Annotated in this window: 15 protein-coding genes and 1 riboswitch; of the genes, 5 read left to right on the plus strand and 10 right to left on the minus strand. The window is 60.6% G+C overall.

Features of this window, described 5'->3' with window-relative positions; translation table 11 throughout:
• Positions 1 to 35: 35 nt before the first annotated feature.
• Together CPA54_RS08905 and rpe are read right to left on the minus strand one after the other, a co-directional pair.
• Positions 36 to 1,679, minus strand: coding sequence for a heparinase II/III family protein (locus CPA54_RS08905; protein ID WP_052349005.1), 1,644 nt, complete (start codon positions 1,677 to 1,679; stop codon positions 36 to 38).
• Positions 1,680 to 1,682: 3 nt separating this feature from the next.
• The gene (gene rpe / locus CPA54_RS08910) at positions 1,683 to 2,357 is read right to left on the minus strand and encodes a ribulose-phosphate 3-epimerase (RefSeq protein ID WP_081847690.1); all 675 of its coding nucleotides are present in this window, start codon (positions 2,355 to 2,357) and stop codon (positions 1,683 to 1,685) included.
• 159 nt (positions 2,358 to 2,516) lie between these two features.
• Positions 2,517 to 2,631: riboswitch (TPP riboswitch) on the plus strand.
• A gap of 250 nt (positions 2,632 to 2,881) precedes the next feature.
• On the opposite strand from rpe, the gene CPA54_RS08915 reads away from it, so the two are divergent.
• From CPA54_RS08915 to pnuC, 3 genes are read left to right on the plus strand one after another with little or no spacing between them, the layout of a single operon-like run.
• Positions 2,882 to 5,110, plus strand: a complete 2,229-nt coding sequence (locus CPA54_RS08915; RefSeq protein ID WP_249086156.1) for a TonB-dependent receptor domain-containing protein — start codon at positions 2,882 to 2,884, stop codon at positions 5,108 to 5,110.
• A 2-nt stretch (positions 5,111 to 5,112) separates the two neighbouring features.
• On the plus strand, positions 5,113 to 6,237 hold the full coding sequence (locus CPA54_RS08920; RefSeq protein ID WP_249086157.1) for a phosphotransferase enzyme family protein: 1,125 nt from the start codon (positions 5,113 to 5,115) through the stop codon (positions 6,235 to 6,237).
• Positions 6,238 to 6,240: 3 nt separating this feature from the next.
• On the plus strand, positions 6,241 to 6,816 hold the full coding sequence (gene pnuC / locus CPA54_RS08925) for a nicotinamide riboside transporter PnuC (protein ID WP_249086159.1): 576 nt from the start codon (positions 6,241 to 6,243) through the stop codon (positions 6,814 to 6,816).
• A 25-nt stretch (positions 6,817 to 6,841) separates the two neighbouring features.
• Here the strand turns inward: pnuC and CPA54_RS08930 are convergent, their stop codons facing one another.
• Genes CPA54_RS08930 through CPA54_RS08945 form a run of 4 tightly spaced genes read right to left on the minus strand, consistent with a single transcriptional unit; the run spans position 6,842 to position 13,037 of the window.
• Positions 6,842 to 7,195 (minus strand): hypothetical protein, encoded by a 354-nt coding sequence (locus CPA54_RS08930; RefSeq protein WP_052349007.1) that lies wholly within the window; start codon positions 7,193 to 7,195, stop codon positions 6,842 to 6,844.
• Positions 7,196 to 7,221: 26 nt separating this feature from the next.
• Positions 7,222 to 8,709 carry an efflux transporter outer membrane subunit gene (locus CPA54_RS08935; RefSeq protein ID WP_408902124.1) on the minus strand — a complete coding sequence of 496 codons (1,488 nt, stop codon included), beginning with the start codon at positions 8,707 to 8,709 and terminating at the stop codon, positions 7,222 to 7,224.
• A gap of 2 nt (positions 8,710 to 8,711) precedes the next feature.
• Positions 8,712 to 11,855: an efflux RND transporter permease subunit gene (locus CPA54_RS08940; RefSeq protein ID WP_283162748.1), complete on the minus strand. Its 3,144-nt coding sequence runs from the start codon at positions 11,853 to 11,855 to the stop codon at positions 8,712 to 8,714.
• 6 nt (positions 11,856 to 11,861) lie between these two features.
• Positions 11,862 to 13,037, minus strand: a complete 1,176-nt coding sequence (locus CPA54_RS08945; protein WP_081562571.1) for an efflux RND transporter periplasmic adaptor subunit — start codon at positions 13,035 to 13,037, stop codon at positions 11,862 to 11,864.
• A gap of 264 nt (positions 13,038 to 13,301) precedes the next feature.
• On the opposite strand from CPA54_RS08945, the gene CPA54_RS08950 reads away from it, so the two are divergent.
• Both CPA54_RS08950 and CPA54_RS08955 read left to right on the plus strand, forming a co-directional pair.
• Positions 13,302 to 13,931 (plus strand): TetR/AcrR family transcriptional regulator, encoded by a 630-nt coding sequence (locus tag CPA54_RS08950; protein WP_052349008.1) that lies wholly within the window; start codon positions 13,302 to 13,304, stop codon positions 13,929 to 13,931.
• A gap of 172 nt (positions 13,932 to 14,103) precedes the next feature.
• Positions 14,104 to 15,522: an amino acid permease gene (locus CPA54_RS08955; protein ID WP_043559646.1), complete on the plus strand. Its 1,419-nt coding sequence runs from the start codon at positions 14,104 to 14,106 to the stop codon at positions 15,520 to 15,522.
• Between the two features lie 108 nt (positions 15,523 to 15,630).
• Here CPA54_RS08955 and phoU read toward each other — a convergent pair whose 3' ends face one another.
• The 4 genes from phoU to pstC are packed head-to-tail and all read right to left on the minus strand — an operon-like array spanning position 15,631 to position 19,053.
• Positions 15,631 to 16,356 carry a phosphate signaling complex protein PhoU gene (gene phoU / locus CPA54_RS08960; protein WP_249086161.1) on the minus strand — a complete coding sequence of 242 codons (726 nt, stop codon included), beginning with the start codon at positions 16,354 to 16,356 and terminating at the stop codon, positions 15,631 to 15,633.
• 20 nt (positions 16,357 to 16,376) lie between these two features.
• Positions 16,377 to 17,183 (minus strand): phosphate ABC transporter ATP-binding protein PstB, encoded by an 807-nt coding sequence (gene pstB, locus CPA54_RS08965; protein WP_198027217.1) that lies wholly within the window; start codon positions 17,181 to 17,183, stop codon positions 16,377 to 16,379.
• A 20-nt stretch (positions 17,184 to 17,203) separates the two neighbouring features.
• A complete protein-coding gene (gene pstA, locus CPA54_RS08970; protein WP_043559651.1) occupies positions 17,204 to 18,112 on the minus strand; it encodes a phosphate ABC transporter permease PstA in 909 nt (302 codons plus the stop codon).
• Positions 18,109 to 19,053: a phosphate ABC transporter permease subunit PstC gene (gene pstC / locus CPA54_RS08975; protein WP_081562574.1), complete on the minus strand. Its 945-nt coding sequence runs from the start codon at positions 19,051 to 19,053 to the stop codon at positions 18,109 to 18,111. The genes pstA and pstC overlap by 4 nt, the downstream gene beginning before the upstream one ends.
• Positions 19,054 to 19,215: the final 162 nt, after the last annotated feature.

Genomic DNA, 19,215 nt, shown 5'->3' on the forward strand with positions numbered 1-19,215 from the left:
CACGATACCTGTCGTGTTCAGCGTTCCTGACACCCTTATAGTGGGACATGCTCCAGCACCCAGTCCACCTTCTGCTGGCGTCTGGACGCTTTGGCGGCCCTGCCCCCGGCTTCAGTTGCCTCTTCCTCAGCAGGCGGCAGGGGACGGCCAGGGCAGGACTGGACGACAATCTGGGCTGTCTGTTCCGGCACGCCCCGTCCCATGTAAAGATCATCCTCCAGCATGATCACCCCACCTGTCTGACGGAAACGCCACAGCTCTGAGGGCGCATGAAGCAGGATATCATCATCCTCCCGCTCCACACGGACATCGGGATGGATGTGAAACCGCAGCATGAAAGACACATCCCGCTCCCCCTCCACCGTTTCACTGCCACGCAGCTCCTCCCCGGATGGTTCCAGAAACAGGGAACGGGACCAAAGGACACCGTAGGACGGGTAGTACCCATTATGCGACAGATGGAGTTCCTGAACACGACCCTGCCGTTTCTGTTCGCAGCGTACCTGTGAGGGACGGCGGGTCACGTGGCCATCATTCCCGAAATCGGACGAGGATTCACCATCCACGACCAGAATCGTATGCGCTGCCGAACTGCGCAGGGCCCGCCGCCAGGGGCCGCCCTCCGCTGCCCCACAATTGACGAACAGACGCTGCCGGTCGTGGGAGAACTCAAAAGACAATGTACCGGCATGGGCCATACCGTCCATCCCCTGCGGCGGTGGTGCGGCGGCATCCACCAGCAGCAGGGCCCTTCCGGCTGTCAGGCGGGCAAAACCGCCCCGGCTCAGGCTGGAGGCCACTACCTTGTATCGCTCTGCCTGCTCCAGCAGAGCCTGCACGGCTTTCGCACCACGCTCCTGCGACCCATTGAACAGGGCCAGCCCCCCATCCCCATGGCAGAAGGCCCGCAACACGGCACAGGCCCGCCCCAGCATCACCGGGACACAGTCCGGCGGCATCCACTGCAACGTGGTGAACATGCCCTGAATGGCTGTCAGCTCCTGCACGCAACGATACTGGGCCTCCGGGCTGCGCTCGGCCACAATGCCCTCATCACCCAGCAGGCGCTTCAGCTCCAGCGGCAGCTGCTGCTCAAACCGTTTGAAGAACCCATCATAATACGGCACGGCCATATAGACGGCCAGCAAGCCCCGCAGAACAGCCAGCCCTTCCCACCCCATGGGAGGCAGAGGCAGCATGGCCGAAAGACGACGGGCCTCCTTCACGGCGGCATCCAGCACCAGCTGCTGCGTCCCTTCCGTAGCCGTGGAAAGGCAGAACTCATAATGCCCCAGCCAATTGGCCAGCCGCCGCCCCATCACGCTGCTTTCCCGGGCGACAGGATCAGCCGGGGGGCGGTCTGCCCATGATGCCACCATGGAGCGCGCCAGAAGCCGGGCTCCATTCGTACCAAAGGTCCGCAGGTCCTTCAGCCAGTCAAACCCATAGAACCAGCGCCGGACATCCTCCGGCCAGCTATTGCTCTGCCAGACCCCCCGCAGGGGCAAGCTGTAGGTTTTCTGGGCAAAACGGAACACACCCCCCGTCAGCAGGGCGCCCTGGTCCACATCGCCCTCTTCCCTGTCCTGATAGAGACAGACAGGGCTTGTCCCCTCATGCTGCCGCTGGGGCAGGGAGACGAGCAGCAACCGGAAATACCGCCTGAAGGACCTAAACAACCATCATTCCCCTGATGGGGCCAGTGTGGCAGGCTTGGCCGCCGCACGCAGGCCCCGGATCGCTGCCGCCCGGTCATCCCTGCCGAAAATGGCTGAACCAGCCACCAGCATGGTTGCTCCGGCTTCTGTCACCAGTGGGGTGGTGGTCTCATCAATACCACCATCCACACCCAACACGATGTCACGGCCGCTCTGCCGGATCATCCCGGCAAGGGTCCGTATCTTGGCCAACTGGCCATGCAGGAATTTCTGCCCTCCGAAACCAGGATTGACCGTCATGACCAGAATGATGTCCACCATGTCCATGACCTCGGAGAGAGCCTCCGGCGGCGTGGCAGGGCAGATGGCCACACCTGCCTTGCAACCCAGCGCATGGATGCTCTGGAGAGTACGGTGAAGATGGGCATTCCCCTCCACATGCACGGTGATGTGGTCCACTCCCGCTTCTGCCATGGCAGCCAGATAGGGATCTGCCGGCTCGATCATCAGGTGGGCATCAAAGCGCGCCCTGCTGTGAGGGCGCAGCGCCTTGATGACGGGCATACCAAAGGAAATGTTCGGAACAAAATGCCCATCCATGACATCAAGATGCAGCCATGGTGCCTCCGCCACACTGCCCATTTCATGACGCAGATTGGAGAAATCGGCGGCAAGCAGGCTCGGTGCGATGATGGGCATGTAACCTCTCTCTGAAAACTGAAGATGCATATTTTCATCCGATATTGGCAGAATAAGGCTTTTTTACAAGAGAAGCCCATTTTGCGCCGGTACATGGCCATTCATCTGTACAGAGATGACAGAAAATGGACACGATCTGCCTTCTCTGCTAACAGGGGGCAATGTTCCGAGGGGTGCCTTCACCATACAAGGCTGAGAGGATGGGTCCGGCCCATCCAACCCTTTGAACCTGATCCGGTTCGTACCGGCGAAGGGACAGGAAAACAGCACGGAACGGGATGTCCCCGTCATCTCCCCTGAACTGACGCCTGCACAGCGAACCTTCACCATCGTGCTCCGAAGGCGAAGATTCCATGCGCTTATTTTTTTCCAGCCACAAAAAGGCCCCTCTCTTTCTGCTCCTGTGCAGCCCCGGCTTGGCACTGGCAGACTCAGGAAAACCGACTCATCCGTCGGCGGCACACCACCACCCGGCCCAACAGCCTTCCCATGCCAGACCGGCCAAAGCCGTACAGGCCAAAAAGGTGGAATACATCACTACCCGGGCGGCCCCGGAAACCGTGCAGCGGGGCGGCGGACTGATCCAGCCCCAGCATGGCACGCAATCCATCAGCGAGGTGGGCCGGAGCTACATGGACATACAGGCGCCTACGGCCTCGGCCTTCCAGCTCGTGTCCGTCCTGCCGGGTGCCAATGTCATGACATCCGACCCCTTCGGCATCTCGCCCAACACCAACATCAGCGTCCGTGGCCTGAACGGTGATGCCCTAGGCTATGTGCTGGAGGGAATGCCACTCAATGACATCGCCTCCTATGGCGGATACCCCAACCAGTTCGCCGATACAGAGAATTACAGCAAGGTCGGTCTCCAGCAGGGATCGGCCGATCTGGATAGCCCGGTTCTCAACGCCGCCGGTGGGCTGATGAAACTCTCCTTTCTCGACCCGTCCCTGAAACCCGGCGGCCTCGCCTCCTTCTCCTACGGGTCCTTCAACACACGGCGGGGCTTCATCCGGCTGGAAACCGGGGAAATGGGCAACAGCGGCATGAGAGGCTTCGTCTCCTACTCCAACACCCATACAGACAACTGGCGCAGCGGCGGCCATGACACCCGCCAGCACATTGATTTCCGGCTCCTCAAGGAATGGGGACAGGGGAACCAGGCGGGCATTCTGGGGTCATGGAACAGGGCCGACACCAGCTACTACCCTTTCACCTCCCTCGAGGACTGGAGAAGTTCCGGCACCCGCAGCGGTCGGCTGACCAGGCATTTCGAACCCGGGGAGAACAGCACGAACTACTGGCGGCTTTCCCGTGATCCGGAAGAAACGCTCTATGTCGGGGCACCGGTGCACCTGCATTTCAGCCAGCGTCTGTCCTTCGACATCACGCCCTATGCCCAGCGTGCCTATGGCAACTTCCCCTCCGGCTCCACACTTTCCAGCACGGGGAACTATTACGGCACCCAGCCCGTCACCTCCCTGCCCGTGACGGACGGCCAGACCGTACGGGCCGACTACACCCAGCGCAGCTACCGCTCTGGCGTGAACATGGCCCTCCATGCCCGTTACAAATGGAACGACTTCGTCATGGGCTACTGGTACGACTATTCAGACGACAACGAACCACAGCCCTTCACGGCCGTCGGAAATGACGGCTCTGCCGCCAGCATCTGGGCTGACAGGAAACGCAGCCGCATCCTCATGCCGGATGGCAACCCCTATCTGGCCGGGGGCTTCCACACCATGTCCCAGACCAACGCCCTCTATGTGGGGGATCACATCTCCCTGATGCAGGACAGGCTGGTCATGGACATCGGCTTCAAGGAGGTCATGATGCACCGCTGGGGAACCAACGACGTACCCGGCCCGCAGCGCAACATCTCCAGCAACAGGCAGGAACCCCTGCCCCGTTTCGGAATGCGCTGGAACTTCACGAAACAGGATCAACTCTTCCTCAACGTGAACACCAACTTCCGGACACCGGCTGTTCCCACTTATTACAACAGCTATGCCGGTGTGGATGCCAATGGCGTACCCAACGGTTCCATCAGTCAGGCCGGAACCAACCGCCTGAAGAATGAATATTCCGTCTCCGAAGAGTTCGGCTACCGCCGCACGGGAGACTGGCTGACAGCCAGCCTGACCTTCTTCAACTATAATTTCCGCAACCGGCAGGTACAGACCGGGGAAGCGAGCAACCCCAACATCACCACGACCATCAATGCCGGGAAACAGACCTCCCGTGGTGTGGATGTGGAGCTCGGTACACGCCCATGGCACCATATCAGCCCCTATGCGTCCTTCGAGTATCTCCATGCCACCATCGACAACAACATCGCCGCCGGGAGCGACATCCTGCCCACAGCGGGCAAAACAGCCGTCCGCAGCCCCCATTTTCAGGCAGGAGCAGGCCTGCGCTATGATGATGGGCACTTCTTCAGCATGATCTCCATGCATTACATGAGCCATCAATATTCCACCTTCATGAATGACGAGCGCATCCCTGCCATCATGACAGCCGACCTGACCCTTGGTTACCGCTTCAACAATGTGGGCTTCCTGCATCAACCCACATTGCGGCTGAACCTGAGCAACATCAGCAACCAGCGTTATCTCTCGGGCATCAACTCCACCACCCTGAATGCCCATGACACGACCGGCCTTCATGGCGGGCGGATCAGCGGCTCGGCCCCGGGCTATTATATCGGGGCCCCCTTCGCCGCCCTTGCCAGCCTGACGGCTGGATTCTGAGCATGTCGGCACGCCCTCTTGGTCTGGAAAGCGGTTACAATGGCTGCGTCTGGCCTCCCCTGACAGACGGTGACGTCACGGCCCTTCTGCCGCACTGGGGCGTCCGGCCCGCCCGGAATCCCCTCCTCTGGCACAGCCGGCGCCCCTTCTCCGCCTCGGCCATCGTGGCGCTGGAAGATGGGGGGCGGCTGTTCCTCAAACGCCACGGACGTGCCCTGCGCTCTGTGGAAACACTGACGGAAGAACACCGCTTCGCCAGCCATCTGGCAAAGCGGGGCCTGCCAGCCGCCGCCCCACTGCCCATGCTGGATGGCCGGACCGCCCTGGCCACGCCCGAGCATACCTACGAAGCCTTCCCCCTTTACACGGAGCAGGACGCCTATCGGGGGCTGGACTCATGGCGGCCCTATCACGACACGGCACAGGCGGCTTCCAGCGGAACACTTCTGGCACGGCTGCATCAGGCCAGCGAGGGCCATCAGGCCCCACCACGCCATGACCCACCCCTCATTTCCGCCCGGCATCCCCTGCTGGGCGACAGACTGGCGGACAGCCTGATCCCGTGGATCACCCGACAGGAAGGGCTGACAGACACATATCCCCTCTCATCGCTGCAACGGGATGTCCTGCCCCTTCTGGCCCCGTTCCATGAAGCCCTGCTCCCCCTGCTGCCAGAAGACCGCCCCCTCTGGGGGCATGGGGACTGGCACGGGGCCAACCTCCTCTGGCACAGGGAGAGTAATGGGCTCGTGGCTGCCCGTGCCTTCGATTTCGGCATGTGTGACCTGACCAGTGCCAGCTTCGACCTCGCCGTGGCCATGGAACGCAGCTTCATCAGCTGGCTGGACCCGGATGGCTGCCCGACCGTGCATGAGGAGCAGCTGAGGGCCTTCCTGCACGCCTATGATGTCCAGCGGCCCCGCAGCCCTGCCGAGAAACACCTCACCGCCTGCTGGCTGCCCCTCTGCCACGTCACCTTTGCCCTTTCAGAGGTTGCCTATTACGGCCATGTCCTCGGCAACAGGAACGCCGCCGACATATCCCGGCGGGACTACCTCATCGGCCATGCACGCTGGTTCCAGACGGAACGTGGCCGGGCCCTGCTGGCCATGCTGGAAAGAGACTGACCCATGACGGAACTGATCGCCGCACTGCTCAGTGCCTCCGGCGTCTGGCTGACAGCACAACGCCTCATGATGGGCTGGCCCATCTCCCTGCTGGCAACGCTCTTTTATGGCACGGTATTCTTCCAGGCCCATCTCTATGCAGACACGGTGCTGCAAGGTGTCTTCAGCATCGCCATCCTCTATGGCTGGGCCTTGTGGGCACGAGAAAAACAGGTCGGAGGGAACCTCCGCCACGATAGGCCATCCAGCCCGGCAGATGACCTGCCCGCCCGCCCTCTCGCCTTCAACCGGGCCATGTTGGAGACGGGCTTCTTCCTGATTCTCTCCATTTTATGGATTCTGGCCCTGCAACGCTGGAGTGACGACCCAACTCCTCTTCTGGATGGAGGGCTGAGCGGAGCCAGCCTGCTTGCCCAGCTCTGGACAGCCCGGCGCCACCGTGTGAGCTGGCTGCTCTGGTCCGGCATTGACGTGATCTATACGGGCCTGTTCATCAACCGCTCTCTCACCATCACGGCCCTGCTCTATGCCGGCTATACCGGCCTCGGCCTCTACGGCTACTGGAAGTGGAAACGCTGACCCCCCGAAACAGGCAGGACCGTTCCTACTGGTTCATCCGATCCAGCTCTTCCGGCGTGAGACGCTGGATGCGGACGGGTTTCCCGCTGGAATCATAATAGACGATGGCTGCCCCACGGCGTTCGCCATAGCCATCTGGCTGACCACTTTTCTTGCGGAACAGCAGGCGGTTCCGCTCGGGCTGCACGGTCACCTCATCACCCCGGGGAACAAAATGAAACATGCTATAATCGGCATGTACCCTGGGCAGGGACGAGCCGGGCATCGGCTTTCTGACAACCGAATCAGCCTCATCAGCCTGCGCAGGAGCCAGTCCGGCCACGCCCATCAGCATCATGCCAGTTCCTGCCAGCAGGCCAGCCTGTTTCATAAAACGCATATGCCGTCTCCCCTCGGCCCGACCCCTTACAGATGGCCGGGTGGTGTGTTTGATGTCCCCTGGCTTTTGCGGCTCCAGCCGCCACCCAGGGCACGATACAGCGTTACCATGTTCTGAAACCGTGCCGCCTCGACCATGATGCGGGTCTGCTGGGCCTGATAGAGCTGGCGCTCCTGCACCAGCGTGGTCAGGTAACTGTCAATGCCAGCATGATAGCGCATCCGGGCGAGATCGTAAGCCCGCTGGGCCTGTGTTTCCAGCACGATCATATGACTGTCCTGCCGACGGTATGTCTCCCGTGCTGTCAGCGCATCGGACACTTCCCGGAAGGCCGACTGGATGGCCTTCTGATATTCGGCAATGCCCTGCTTCAGCTTGGCCTTGGCCGTCCGCAGGTTCCCTTCATTGACACCCCATGTCAGCAGCGGGATGCTGATGTTGGGGGAGACGCCCCATGTCTCGGCCAGATGGCTGAACAGGCGGCGGAACTGGAGAGAACTGGTCCCCTCGCTCGCCGTCAGCGTCACACGGGGATAGAAAGCGGCCCGGGCCGCCCCGACAGAGGCATGGGCTCCCAGCAGGCTGTGCTCGGCCGCCATGATGTCGGGCCGCTGCTGCAACAGGTCGGACGGCAGACCGGCTGGCAGGTCGGAAATCATCGTCTGCCGGCCCATCGGGAGGGGCGGCGGCAGGTCTGCAGGCAGGGGCGTGCCGACGAGCAGCTGCAACGCATGTTCATCATCCGCCACAGCCCTTGTTTCCTTCTCCTCGTCAGAACGGGCCTGCTCCAGCTCGGTCGCACTCTGGGCCAAGGTCAGGGCATCCAGCTCGCCATGATCATATTCCAGCTTGTTGAGACGCCATGTATCCGCCCTCGTACGGGCTGTACGGTGGGCGAGGTCCAGCAGACGCCGATCCGCCAGCCACTGGATGTAGGTGCTTGCCACCTGTGAGACGGTGGTGATCCACAGGTTCCGCAGATTCTCGACCGTGCCCAGCGTCTGTTCCTTCTGGGCCTGGCTCAGATTGCGGATGCGTCCCCAGAGGTCGATCTCATAGGACGAAAATCCGATGGACGTCTGATAGAAACGCAGTGTGGACACCGATGTGCCAGACCCCGGTGCGAAGGCGAACCCGGCCGTATCGGACGGCCCCATATACTGTGCACCACCCCCGACTGAAATGGTCGGGAACAGGGCGGCATTCTGCACCTGATACTGCCCCTGTTCGGCCGCCACGGCGGCCATCTGGGCAGCAAGGTCCCGGTTGTTGGCAAGGGACAGACCAATAAGGGCCTTCAGCCGTGGATCAGTGAAGAAATCTTCCCAACCAAGATCGGACACCTGCTGATGGGCAGGCTGGCCCGGCCTGATCTCTGCATCCGCCGGGTAAGTCTGCGAGACGGCCGCATCCGGCCGATGATATTTCGGAGACAGGTTGCAGGAAGTCAGCAGCAGGCTGCCCAGCCCCATCATCCCTGCAAGAACGGCCCTGTTCCTGCCGTGCTGCTTCATGGTCATGCGTGATCTCCTTCCTGCCCTGCATGAGGCTGTTCCGAAAGCCGCCTGACCCTGAAGAGACGCAGCACAACCACAAAGAACAGCGGCACGAAATAGATGGCCAGAATGGTAGCGGTAAGCATACCGCCTACCACACAGGTCCCGATCGCCACACGGGAGGCTGCACCGGCACCCGTGGCAATAGCCAGTGGGAACACACCGCAAACGAAAGCTATGGAGGTCATCAGAATGGGACGCAGACGCTCCTGCCCGGCCTTCATGACAGCATCTTCCAGCGTGTCGCCCTGCTCATAAAAGACCTTGGCGAATTCCACGATCAGGATCGCATTCTTCACGGCCAGCCCCACGGTTGTCAGAAGCCCGACCTGGAAATAGACGTCATTGCTCAGCCCACGCCAGAGTGTCGAACCGATGGCCCCCAGCACGCCCAGCGGCAGCACGAGCAGCACGGCAAACGGGATGGCCCAGCTCTCATACAGGGCAGCCAGACAGAGCAGGATCACAATGGCCGCCAGCGCATAAAGCGGCCCCGTAGCATTGCCGGACGCCAGCTGCTCAAAGGTCAGGCCCGTCCATTCATGCCCCACTCCCGGCGGCAGGGTCTTGATGATCTTCTCGATTTCCTCCACCGCACGGCCGGAACTGACCCCAACGGCAGGCACACCCTGAATCTCATAGGAATTCAGGCCATTATAGTTTTCCACCTTCTGCGCACCGAGAATCCAGTGGCCCGTGGCAAACGCATTGAAGGGTACCATGTCCCCCAGATTGTTGCGGACATACCAGCGGTTCAGATCCTCTGGCGTCATGCGGGAGAAAGGCTCACCCTGGATATAGACCTGCTTTACACGGTCATTGCGGGTGAACTGGTTGACGTAAATCGAGCCGAAGGCCCCCTGGATCGTCGTGTTGAGCTCCGCATTGCTGATGCCCTGTGCATTGGCCTTCTCACGGTTGAGGTCCAATACAAACTGGGGGGCATCTTCCAGCCCCATCGGGCGCACAGCGGACAGAAGCGGATTTTTGGACGCCGCTGCCAGAAGCTTGTTCCGGGCGGCAAGGAAGGCCTGATGACCGATATGGCCGTTATCTTCCAGCTCCAGATCAAACCCGGTGGCATTACCGAGTTCCATCACCGCAGGGGGGTTCAGGGCGTAAATCTGCGCTGCCGGATCCCCCCAGAAATGCCCCATGATTCTGTTGGCAATGGCCATGCTGGAATGTGCATAACCAGGCCGCTTGTCCCACGGTTTCAGCCTGATGAAGAACGCACCGGCATTCTGCCCCTGCCCGGCGAAGCTGAAGCCATTCATGGTGAAGACGGATTCCACATCCCGGCCATAGGTCTTCAGCACGTATTCGGTGATGCGGTGGTTGACGGCCCCCATCTGCGCATCGGTTGCCCCAGCAGGCATGCTGACCTGCCCGAAAATGAGGGCCTGATCCTCGTCTGGCAGGAAGCCCGTTGGCACCTTCATGAACAGGAAGCCCACCAGCCCTGTCAGGGCCAGGAAAACGATCATGGCAGGGGTGCGGAAATGCAACATGCGGCGCACGCCACTGACATACCGTTTCGTCAGCCAGTCGAACCGCTCATTGAACCAGACTGCCGGACGGAAATGGACCTCATGTTTCATGGGTTTGAGCATGGTGGCACAAAGAGCCGGCGTCATGACCATGGCCACCAGAACGGACAGCCACATGGCCGCCACCACCGTGATGGAGAACTGACGGTAAATCACCCCGGTGGACCCGCCAAAGGCGGCCATGGGCAGAAACACCGCACTGAGGACCAGAACGATACCCACCAGCGCTCCAGAAATCTCATCCATGGATTCACGGGCGGCGTCCCGTGGGGAAAGGCCCTTTTCGCTCATCACACGTTCGACATTTTCCACCACCACGATGGCATCATCCACCAGCAGCCCCACAGCCAGCACCATGGCCAGCATGGTCAACGTGTTGATGCTATAACCCAGCACCGACAGGATGCCGAACGTTCCCAGCAGCACCACCGGAACAGCGATGGTAGGGATCAGGGTCGCCCGGAAATTCTGGAGGAAGACAAGCATCACGATGAAGACCAGCGCAATGGCCTCCAGCAGTGTCTCGATCACCTCCTCGATGGAGTGGGTAATGAACGGTGCCGTATCCAGCGGGTAGACGACCTTCAACCCCTTGGGAAAGAACTGCGACAGCTGGGCAATCTTCGCCCGGACGGCATCTTCCGTCACAAGCTGGTTGGCACCGGGGGCCAGCTTCAGGGCCATGGCCGTGGCCGGCTTGTTGTTGTAACGGGACGTGAAATTGTAGCTCTGTGCCCCCAGCTCAACGTGCCCGATATCTCTCATGCGGACCTGGCTGCCATCCTGCTGGACCTTCAGCAGCATGTTGCTGAACTGTTCCGGTTCCGTCAGGCGGACAGGACCGATGATGTTGGCATCAAGCCCGATCCCCTTGCGGGCAGGCAGGCCGCCCAGCTCACCGGATGCCACCTGGATGTTCTGGCTCTGGATGGCACTCTGCACGTCACTCACGGTCAGGCCATATTTGTACAGCTTGTCCGGGTCCATCCAGATGCGCATGGCATATTCGGACCCGAAAAGCGTATGATCCCCCACACCGGAAATGCGGGACAGCGGGTCCATCACGTTGGACGCCACGTAATCCGAAATGTCCTTCCCGTTCATGCTCCCGTCAGTGGAGATGAAGCCGATGACGAGCATGAAGTTCTTGGCTGCCTTGGTGACACTCAGCCCCTGGCTGACCACCTCGGGCGGCAGACGGGGCTGGGCAAGCTGGAGCTTGTTCTGTACCTGCACCTGGGCGATGTCGGGATTCGTCCCCTGCTCGAAGGTCAGGTCGATCTCCATATGGCCGCTGCCATAGGACTGGGCAGACAGATACTCCAGATGGTCCAGACCAGACATCTGCTGGAGGATGGGCCGTACCACCGTGTTGTTGACTGTATCGGCCGAGGCACCGGGATCATCCACACTGACAGCAATCTGCGGCGGAGCAATGGTGGGATATTGGGCGATTGGCATCTGTGTGATGGACACACCACCCACAAGCATGATGATCAGCCCGACCACCCAGGCAAAGATGGGGCGGTCGATAAAGAAACGTGACAGTGACATGGGCCGTTACTCCATCCCCAGATCAGCCAGACTGACCTCATGGGGTCTGACCTCCCCTTCAGGATGAACTTTCTGCAAGCCCTCAACGATCACCCTTTCCCCATCCTTCAAGCCTCTGGTAACCATCCAGCGGGCCCCAACTGTCTGCCCCAGCCCGACCATGCGCAGATGGACGTGATTCTGCCCATCCACCACCATGACATAAGGCTCACCCTTGGGCGTCCGCTGCACGCCAACCTGCGGCAGGAGCAGGGCATTCGGGTCGCTGCCCTCCTTGATGTGGGCATGGACGAACATGCCCGGCAGAAGCAGCTTGTCCGGGTTGGGCATGACAGCACGCATCACCAGCGTCCCCGTACCGGGATCGACCGTCACTTCAGAAAGTTTCAGCTGACCTGTCTGACCATAGGTGGAGCCATCTGGCAGTTCCAGCGTCACGGCGGCCTCGCTGCCGTTCCGCTCCAGCTGGCCAGATGCCAGCTCACGCCGCAGGCGGATCATGTCTTCTGCCGCCAGATTGACATCCACATAGATCGGGTCCAGCCGTGTAACCACGGCAATGGGGGTACTCTGATTGGCCGTGACCAGTGTGCCTGCCGTGTAAAGCGTCCGGCCGATGCGTCCATCAATTGGTGACTGCACATGAGTGTAGTTGAGATTGACCTGGGCCGTTTCGACGGCGGCCTGTGCCTGCACCACCTCGGCATCCGCCTGACGGGCCGTAGCCAGCGCATTGTCATATTCCTGACGGCTGATGGCCCTGGGCCCGACAAGAGCCTTGTAACGCTTCAGCTGGGCATGGGCACGGATGGCGCTGGCCTGGGCCTCCATCAACCGCCCGCGGGCCTGGTCATACGCCGCCTGAAACGGTGCAATGTAAATCTGATAGAGAGGCTGCCCGGCCTGTACGTCCTTGCCCTCCTCAAAGGTGCGGGAAACGAGCACGCCACTGACCTGCGGGCGAATCTGTGCCTGTTCGTAGGCATCCGTCCGACCCGGGAGTGATGTTTCCAGCGGAACGCTCTGCCTGTGCAGTGTCATGACAGCAACGGACTGGGGCGGCGGTGCTGGGGGCGTTTTCTTCTGACATCCGGCCAGAACCCCAAAACCCAGCAGGGCCGTACTGCCATAAATGACCGTCTGGGACAGACGCACAGCCAGTTTCGGGCGGAACATGAGCATAAACGTGACGGCCTCTCTGAGGAATGGACATGGGGCAACAAAGCTACAGGCAAAAAAGACCGCCTGCACCATATCACGCCATGAAAAAAACGTAGTGGAGGAGGAAACTATCCAGTTTCCTCCCCGCCGGTCAATCCCATCCCTGCTCTCTTCTCACAAAAAGATCATGAAAACGGTCTCTTTTCATGCAGGGCTTGACAGACCCATGCCGGAATCGGGCACAAGGCAAAACTTCTTCTTCCATCTCGCAAGGAGCGTGGTGCCATGCAGCCTCATGATGACACGGACCGCCGCAGCACCATTCTCCGGGTCGCCTGCACGCTGCTGCAACAGCAGGGCTACCATCACACCACGATGGACCATATCGCCCACCATGCAGGAATGTCGAAAAAGACGCTCTACCTCTTTTTCCCCTCCAAACGGAACCTGCTGGAACAGCTCCTGCTCTCCGAGCTTTTCGTCCCGCTTACCCCCTCCCCCATCCCGGAAACCGGGATGGAAGACCAGCTCCGTGCCATGGTGTTCCAGATGGCGGAAATTCTCCTCTGCGAAAAACGCCTCGGCCTGATGCGCACCATCATCGGTGAAACAAACCGTTCCCCCTCCATCCAGCAGCTCATGACAGAGCTCTTCCATAACGCCGGCAGCAAGACAAACATCCAGAACTGGCTTGAGGTACAGAAAAAGGCCGGACTGCTGCATTTTGGCAATGCTGCCGATGCCGCAGACCACCTTTTCGGCCTGACCATCGGCGGCCCCATCCTGTCCCGGCTTGCCCATTGCGGGCCGGCACGTGACAGGGAAAACCTGCACCATTATCTGGAAGAAGGACTCCGCATATTCCTGCATGGATGCCGCACCAGAGCCAGCATGACAGGCATGGCAGACCAGTAACCGCAAAATAATAGGTTGTTAAAAGTTTCTTTCCTTCCGCTGCGCATTGGCAAAGCCTTTAGTGTTAGTTATAGAATCTATTCGTAAAACACATGGCAGACCAGACGGAAGCGAAAAGGTATCACCCTGCCGGGCCATGGGCCTTCTAGACCGACCATTGCAGGATCATCGCATGACTACATCTCCCTCCGACCAGACCAGACCCAGACAGGCCAGCGCCACGGATGAAGGTTACCAGAAAGATCTGAGCCGGCGGCATGTGCAGATGATCGCCATCGGTGGAGCCATCGGCACCGGTCTGTTCCTGGGGGCGGGGTCCCGCCTCCAGATTGCTGGGCCGTCGCTGGCCATCACCTATGCCATCTGCGGTATCTGTGCCTTCATGATCCTGCGGGCCATGGGGGAACTGGTGATGTACCGGCCCAGCAGCGGCAGCTTCGTCACCTATGCCCGTGAGTTTCTTGGAGAAGGCGCCGCCTATGCGGCTGGCTGGTTTTTCTTCCTCAACTGGGCCATGACCGGCATCGTCGACATCACGGCCATTGCGCTTTACATCCATTACTGGCCGATGTTCGGCCATATTCCCCAGTGGCTGATTGCCTTGGGAGCTCTGGTTGTGGTCGGAGCGGTGAACCTCACAGGCGTGCGGTACTTTGGTGAGATTGAATTCTGGTTCTCACTAGTAAAGGTCCTCACGCTGGTCATCTTTCTGAGCGTGGGCGGTTATGTCCTGCTGAGCGGCACGCACGTCGGCTCATACACGCCGGGTCTCCATCTCATTACCGAGTCCGGCGGCATCTTCCCGCACGGAGTCGTTGCCTCGCTGATGCTGATCCAGGGTGTCGTCTTTGCCTATGCTGCAACAGAGCTGATCGGCATTGCCGCCGGTGAGTGTGAAAACCCCCGCAAGGTCGTCCCCAATGCCGTCAACAGCGTGATCTGGCGCATTGTGGTTTTCTATGTCGGGTCTGTCGCCCTGCTGGTCTGCCTCATGCCATGGTCGGCCTACCATGCCGGAGAAAGCCCGTTCGTCACCTTCTTCCACAAGCTGGGCCTGCCTGCTGCTGACAGCATCATGAATTTCGTGGTGCTGACGGCCGCCCTCTCCAGCCTCAACTCCGGCCTGTATTCCACAGGGCGTATCCTGCGTGCCCTGGCCCTTGGTGGCTCTGCCCCACAGGCCATGAGCAAGCTGAACCGCAATGCCGTCCCTTATGTGGGGATCGGGGCAACACTCTTCATCTATCTCATTGGCGTGCTGATGAATTATCTGTACCCCACGCAGATTTTCGAGATCGTGCTGAGCATCTCCTCTCTGGGGATTCTGGGGACATGGGCCACCATCCTGCTCTGCCAGCTGCGCCTGCACAGAGCCATAAAACAGGGGCGCATCGCCAGGACGGGCTTCGCCATGCCGGGAGCCCCCTATACAGGCTGGCTGACACTGGCCTTCCTGGTGATGGTCCTGATCATGATGGCTTTTGATTATCCATCCGGCACCATCACGGTTGGTTCCATCCCTGTTCTGGCCCTGATCTTCTATGGCGGCTGGCTGCTCCTGAAACGCAATGATGACGAGGCCGAGTCCTGAGGGACCCGGCATCCCGCCATCACACAAAACCCCCGGCAGAGCCTGAGCCTGCCGGGGGTTTTTCATGTCTGCTGGCCGGCCCTCCCGGGAGCCGGTAGGAGGAGCAGATCAGTCCATGTCTTCACCCTGCCCGAGTGAGCGGGTTGGGCTTCCTCCGCGAGGGCGGGTCGTGGGCAGGTTCTCACCCGTCACGGCGTAGTAGACCCGCTCGGCCACATTGGTGGCATGATCGCCAATACGCTCCAGATTCTTGGCAATGAAGAGAAGCTCCGTACAGGCACGAATGTTCCGGGCATCCTCGATCATGTAGGTGACCAGCTCACGAAACACGGTCACATAATGCTCGTCCACGCCCCGATCGGCGTGCCAGACCTCCATCGCCTGGTTGGCATCGTGCGCAATGACGGCATCCACCGTCCGGCCCAGATTCTCCTTCACCAGACGCCCCATACTCCGCAGGCCGGACAGGGAAATCTGCCCGTCACCGGATGCCGCCTTGATGGCCTTGCGGGCAATGGAGGCGGCATAGTCACCAATACGCTCCAGGTCCCCCGTAATCTTCAGGGCTGCGACGATCTCCCGCAGGTCCGCCCCCATCGGGCTGCGCAGGGCCAGCAGACGGATGACCAGACTCTCGACCTCCCGCTCCAGCTCGTCCACCTCCGGGTCAAGCCTCGTGGCCTCTTCAGCGGCAGACTCGTCATGGTCGGAAATGGCACGAAGGGCAAGCCCCACCTGCTCCTCCACGATACGGCCAATCTTCACCATCATGGCCCGGAGCTGTTCCAGCTCCTGCTCAAAACTCGAGACGATATGAGAACGCTCGTGTGGCATGATCTCTCTCCCCTTCCCGCTTATCCGAACCGGCCGGTAATGTAGTCCTGTGTCTGCTTCTCACGAGGGTTGGTGAAGATACGGTCTGCCGTATCCACCTCCACCAGCCTGCCGAGATAGAAGAAAGCGACACGGTCGGCACAACGTGCAGCCTGCTGCATGTTATGCGTCACGATCGCAATGGTGAACTCTTCTTTCAGCTCATCCAGCAACTCTTCAATCCGGGCTGTGGAGATCGGGTCCAGAGCGGAGGTCGGCTCATCCAGCAGAAGAACCTCCGGCCTGGTCGCAATACTGCGGGCAATGCAGAGACGCTGCTGCTGCCCGCCGGAAAGCCCGGTCGCCGGGGCATTCAGCCGGTCCCGCACCTCGTTCCAGAGGGCGACACGGGTCAGCACGTCCTGCACCCGCTCGTCCATCTCCGTACGGTTCAGCTTCTCATGCAGGCGCACGCCAAAAGCGATGTTGTCATAAATGGACATGGGAAACGGCGTCGGCTTCTGGAACACCATCCCGATGCGGGAGCGCAGCATGTCCAGATTGATGGAATCATCAAGGATGTTGCGTCCATCGAACATCACCTCACCCGTGGCCCGCTGGCCGGGGTAAAGGGCGTAAATCTTGTTGAAGACACGCAGCAGGGTGGACTTGCCGCACCCGCTGGGGCCGATCATGGCCGTCACGCAGCGGGCCGGGAAATCCAGCGAAATGCCATGCAGGGCATGGTGCGTCCCGTAATGGAAGTTCAGGTCCCGTACTGAAAGGGCGACATCCTGTACAGGTTCCCTGCCCGACAGGCTGGCAGATGACATCGAGGCAGAAGGCATGAAATTCTCTTCCCTTGATTTCAGTGACGGGATGAAAGCCGCACGGTGATGTTGATGAGCAGTACGCCGAACGTCACCAGCAGGGCACCCGTCCAGGCCAGCTGCACCCAGTCCTCATAAGAGGCACCGGCATACTGGTAGATGGCGATGGGCAGGCTGGCCATGGGCCGGGTCATGTCGGTGGACATGGTCTGATTGCCCAGCGATGTGAACAGCAGCGGAGCCGTCTCCCCCCCCATGCGGGCCAGGGCCAGCAGAATGCCGGTCGTCACGCCCTTGCGGGCCGAACGCAGGCAAAGGGACAGGATGACCCGCCAGCGGGCCGCTCCCAGGGCCGCTCCCGCCTCCCGCATGGCCGTTGGTACCAGGCGGAGCATGTCCTCCGTTGTCCGCACGATGAGAGGCAGGGCCAACACGGCCAGCGCCACAGCACCGGAGAACCCGGAAAAGTGACCGAATGGCACGACAAGCAGCTGATAGATGAACAGGCCGATCAGAATGGACGGGGCCGACATCAGCATGTCCGCCACAAACCGCACGGCGCTGGCGAAATGATTGCCCTTGCGCCCATATTCGGAGAGATAGATGCCGCACATCAGCCCGACCGGGGCCGCCATCAACAGGGCAAGACCCGTCTGTAAAAGGCTGCCCACGATGGCATTGGCCAACCCGCCACCAGAACCGGGAGGCCCCATCCTGTGCGTCAGTGTTGCCCATGAGAGACCTACCAGCCCACGGCTCAGCAGCGTCCAGAGGATGGAGACCAGAACCAGAAGCAGGACACTCCCCGCCACAATACTGACGCCTGTCGCCACATAATCCAGCATCTGCCGCCGCAGGGCCTTGCGCCCCGGACGCCATCGCCCCGACTCAGAACCGGCCCTGTCGGCCTCGCTGGAAGATGCCGGAGAGATCACAGGTTCCGTCATTGACGTTTCCCTCTGAGACAACGTGCCAGCGCCAGGCTGACACAGGAAAGGAGCATGAGGATGAAGCCCAGCGCCATGAGAGACGAGAGACGCAGGGAGCCTTCCGGGCTTTCCGGGAACTGGAGAGCAATCAGCGAGGCCACGGTGCTGCGTGGCGCAAACAGGGACCAGCCCACGGTCGTCACGTTACCGATGATGAAAGTCACGGCCATGGTCTCACCCAGTGCACGCCCCATGCCCAGCACAATCGCCCCGATCATGCCATTGCGGGACCAGGGCACGACAATCTTGCGCATCATCTCCCAGCGTGTTGCCCCCAGCCCGTAGGCACTTTCCCGCAGCATGGGGGGAACCGCCCCGAACACATCCACCATCACCGCCGTGATGAATGGAGCGATCATCACCGCCAATATGATACCGGCCGTCACAAGCCCCGTACCAACCGGAGGACCGGAGAGCACGGACCCCAGAACAGGCACATGCCGGAAATGATGGTTCAGGAAAGGCTGTACATCACGGGCAATGAACGGGACGATGGTCTGGAACCCCCACATGCCGAAAATGATGGAAGGCACGGCCGCCAGAAGCTGGATGGTCGTCCCGACGATGGAGGCAAACCGCCCCGAGGCGATGTAGGTCAGCCAGAAGGCCGTACCAAAGGCCATGGGGACGGCAATCAGCATGGCAATGAGCGTGCTGACGAGTGTCCCCAGCAGAGGGGCCAGAACCCCGTATGTATCCTTGACGGGATTCCACGAGACTGTCGTGAAAAAGGAAAGGCCAAACCTTGTGAAAGCCTGCCAGCCGCCTGTGGCCATCAGCAGGATCAGCCCGCCAAGCATGGCCAGCACCAGCAGTGAGCAGAGCAGGAGCAACCCATGGAAAACGGCGTCGAACCCCGCTCTACGGTGTGATGAACGCAATACGGGCGTCATGCGCATGTATCCGAAGCCTTGACCGTTTCACCTTCAGAGGCCTGCCCTCATGATGAAGGATGCCTCGCCTTCGTGCATTACCGTCCCTGCCCGCAAAGAACAACCGTCAGAAAAAGCGATTGTCCCACTTTGATGGTGGAAGAACCCGCTTTTTTCTGTATTCCTCAT

The sequence above is a fragment of the Parasaccharibacter sp. TMW2.1890 genome (genome assembly GCF_023337645.1).
Classification (GTDB): Bacteria; Pseudomonadota; Alphaproteobacteria; order Acetobacterales; family Acetobacteraceae; genus Bombella; species Bombella apis.

What these genes read in the sequence shown, in the direction of transcription:
- rpe (WP_081847690.1), bottom strand. Translation starts at nt 2,357, where the DNA reads ATGCCCATCATCGCACCGAGCCTGCTTGCCGCCGATTTCTCCAATCTG.
- CPA54_RS08920 (WP_249086157.1), top strand. Translation starts at nt 5,113, where the DNA reads ATGTCGGCACGCCCTCTTGGTCTGGAAAGCGGTTACAATGGCTGCGTC.
- pnuC (WP_249086159.1), top strand. Translation starts at nt 6,241, where the DNA reads ATGACGGAACTGATCGCCGCACTGCTCAGTGCCTCCGGCGTCTGGCTG.
- CPA54_RS08930 (WP_052349007.1), bottom strand. Translation starts at nt 7,195, where the DNA reads ATGCGTTTTATGAAACAGGCTGGCCTGCTGGCAGGAACTGGCATGATG.
- CPA54_RS08935 (WP_408902124.1), bottom strand. Translation starts at nt 8,709, where the DNA reads ATGAAGCAGCACGGCAGGAACAGGGCCGTTCTTGCAGGGATGATGGGG.
- CPA54_RS08940 (WP_283162748.1), bottom strand. Translation starts at nt 11,855, where the DNA reads ATGTCACTGTCACGTTTCTTTATCGACCGCCCCATCTTTGCCTGGGTG.
- CPA54_RS08945 (WP_081562571.1), bottom strand. Translation starts at nt 13,037, where the DNA reads ATGCTCATGTTCCGCCCGAAACTGGCTGTGCGTCTGTCCCAGACGGTC.
- CPA54_RS08950 (WP_052349008.1), top strand. Translation starts at nt 13,302, where the DNA reads ATGCAGCCTCATGATGACACGGACCGCCGCAGCACCATTCTCCGGGTC.
- CPA54_RS08955 (WP_043559646.1), top strand. Translation starts at nt 14,104, where the DNA reads ATGACTACATCTCCCTCCGACCAGACCAGACCCAGACAGGCCAGCGCC.
- phoU (WP_249086161.1), bottom strand. Translation starts at nt 16,356, where the DNA reads ATGCCACACGAGCGTTCTCATATCGTCTCGAGTTTTGAGCAGGAGCTG.
- pstB (WP_198027217.1), bottom strand. Translation starts at nt 17,183, where the DNA reads ATGCCTTCTGCCTCGATGTCATCTGCCAGCCTGTCGGGCAGGGAACCT.
- pstA (WP_043559651.1), bottom strand. Translation starts at nt 18,112, where the DNA reads ATGACGGAACCTGTGATCTCTCCGGCATCTTCCAGCGAGGCCGACAGG.
- pstC (WP_081562574.1), bottom strand. Translation starts at nt 19,053, where the DNA reads ATGCGCATGACGCCCGTATTGCGTTCATCACACCGTAGAGCGGGGTTC.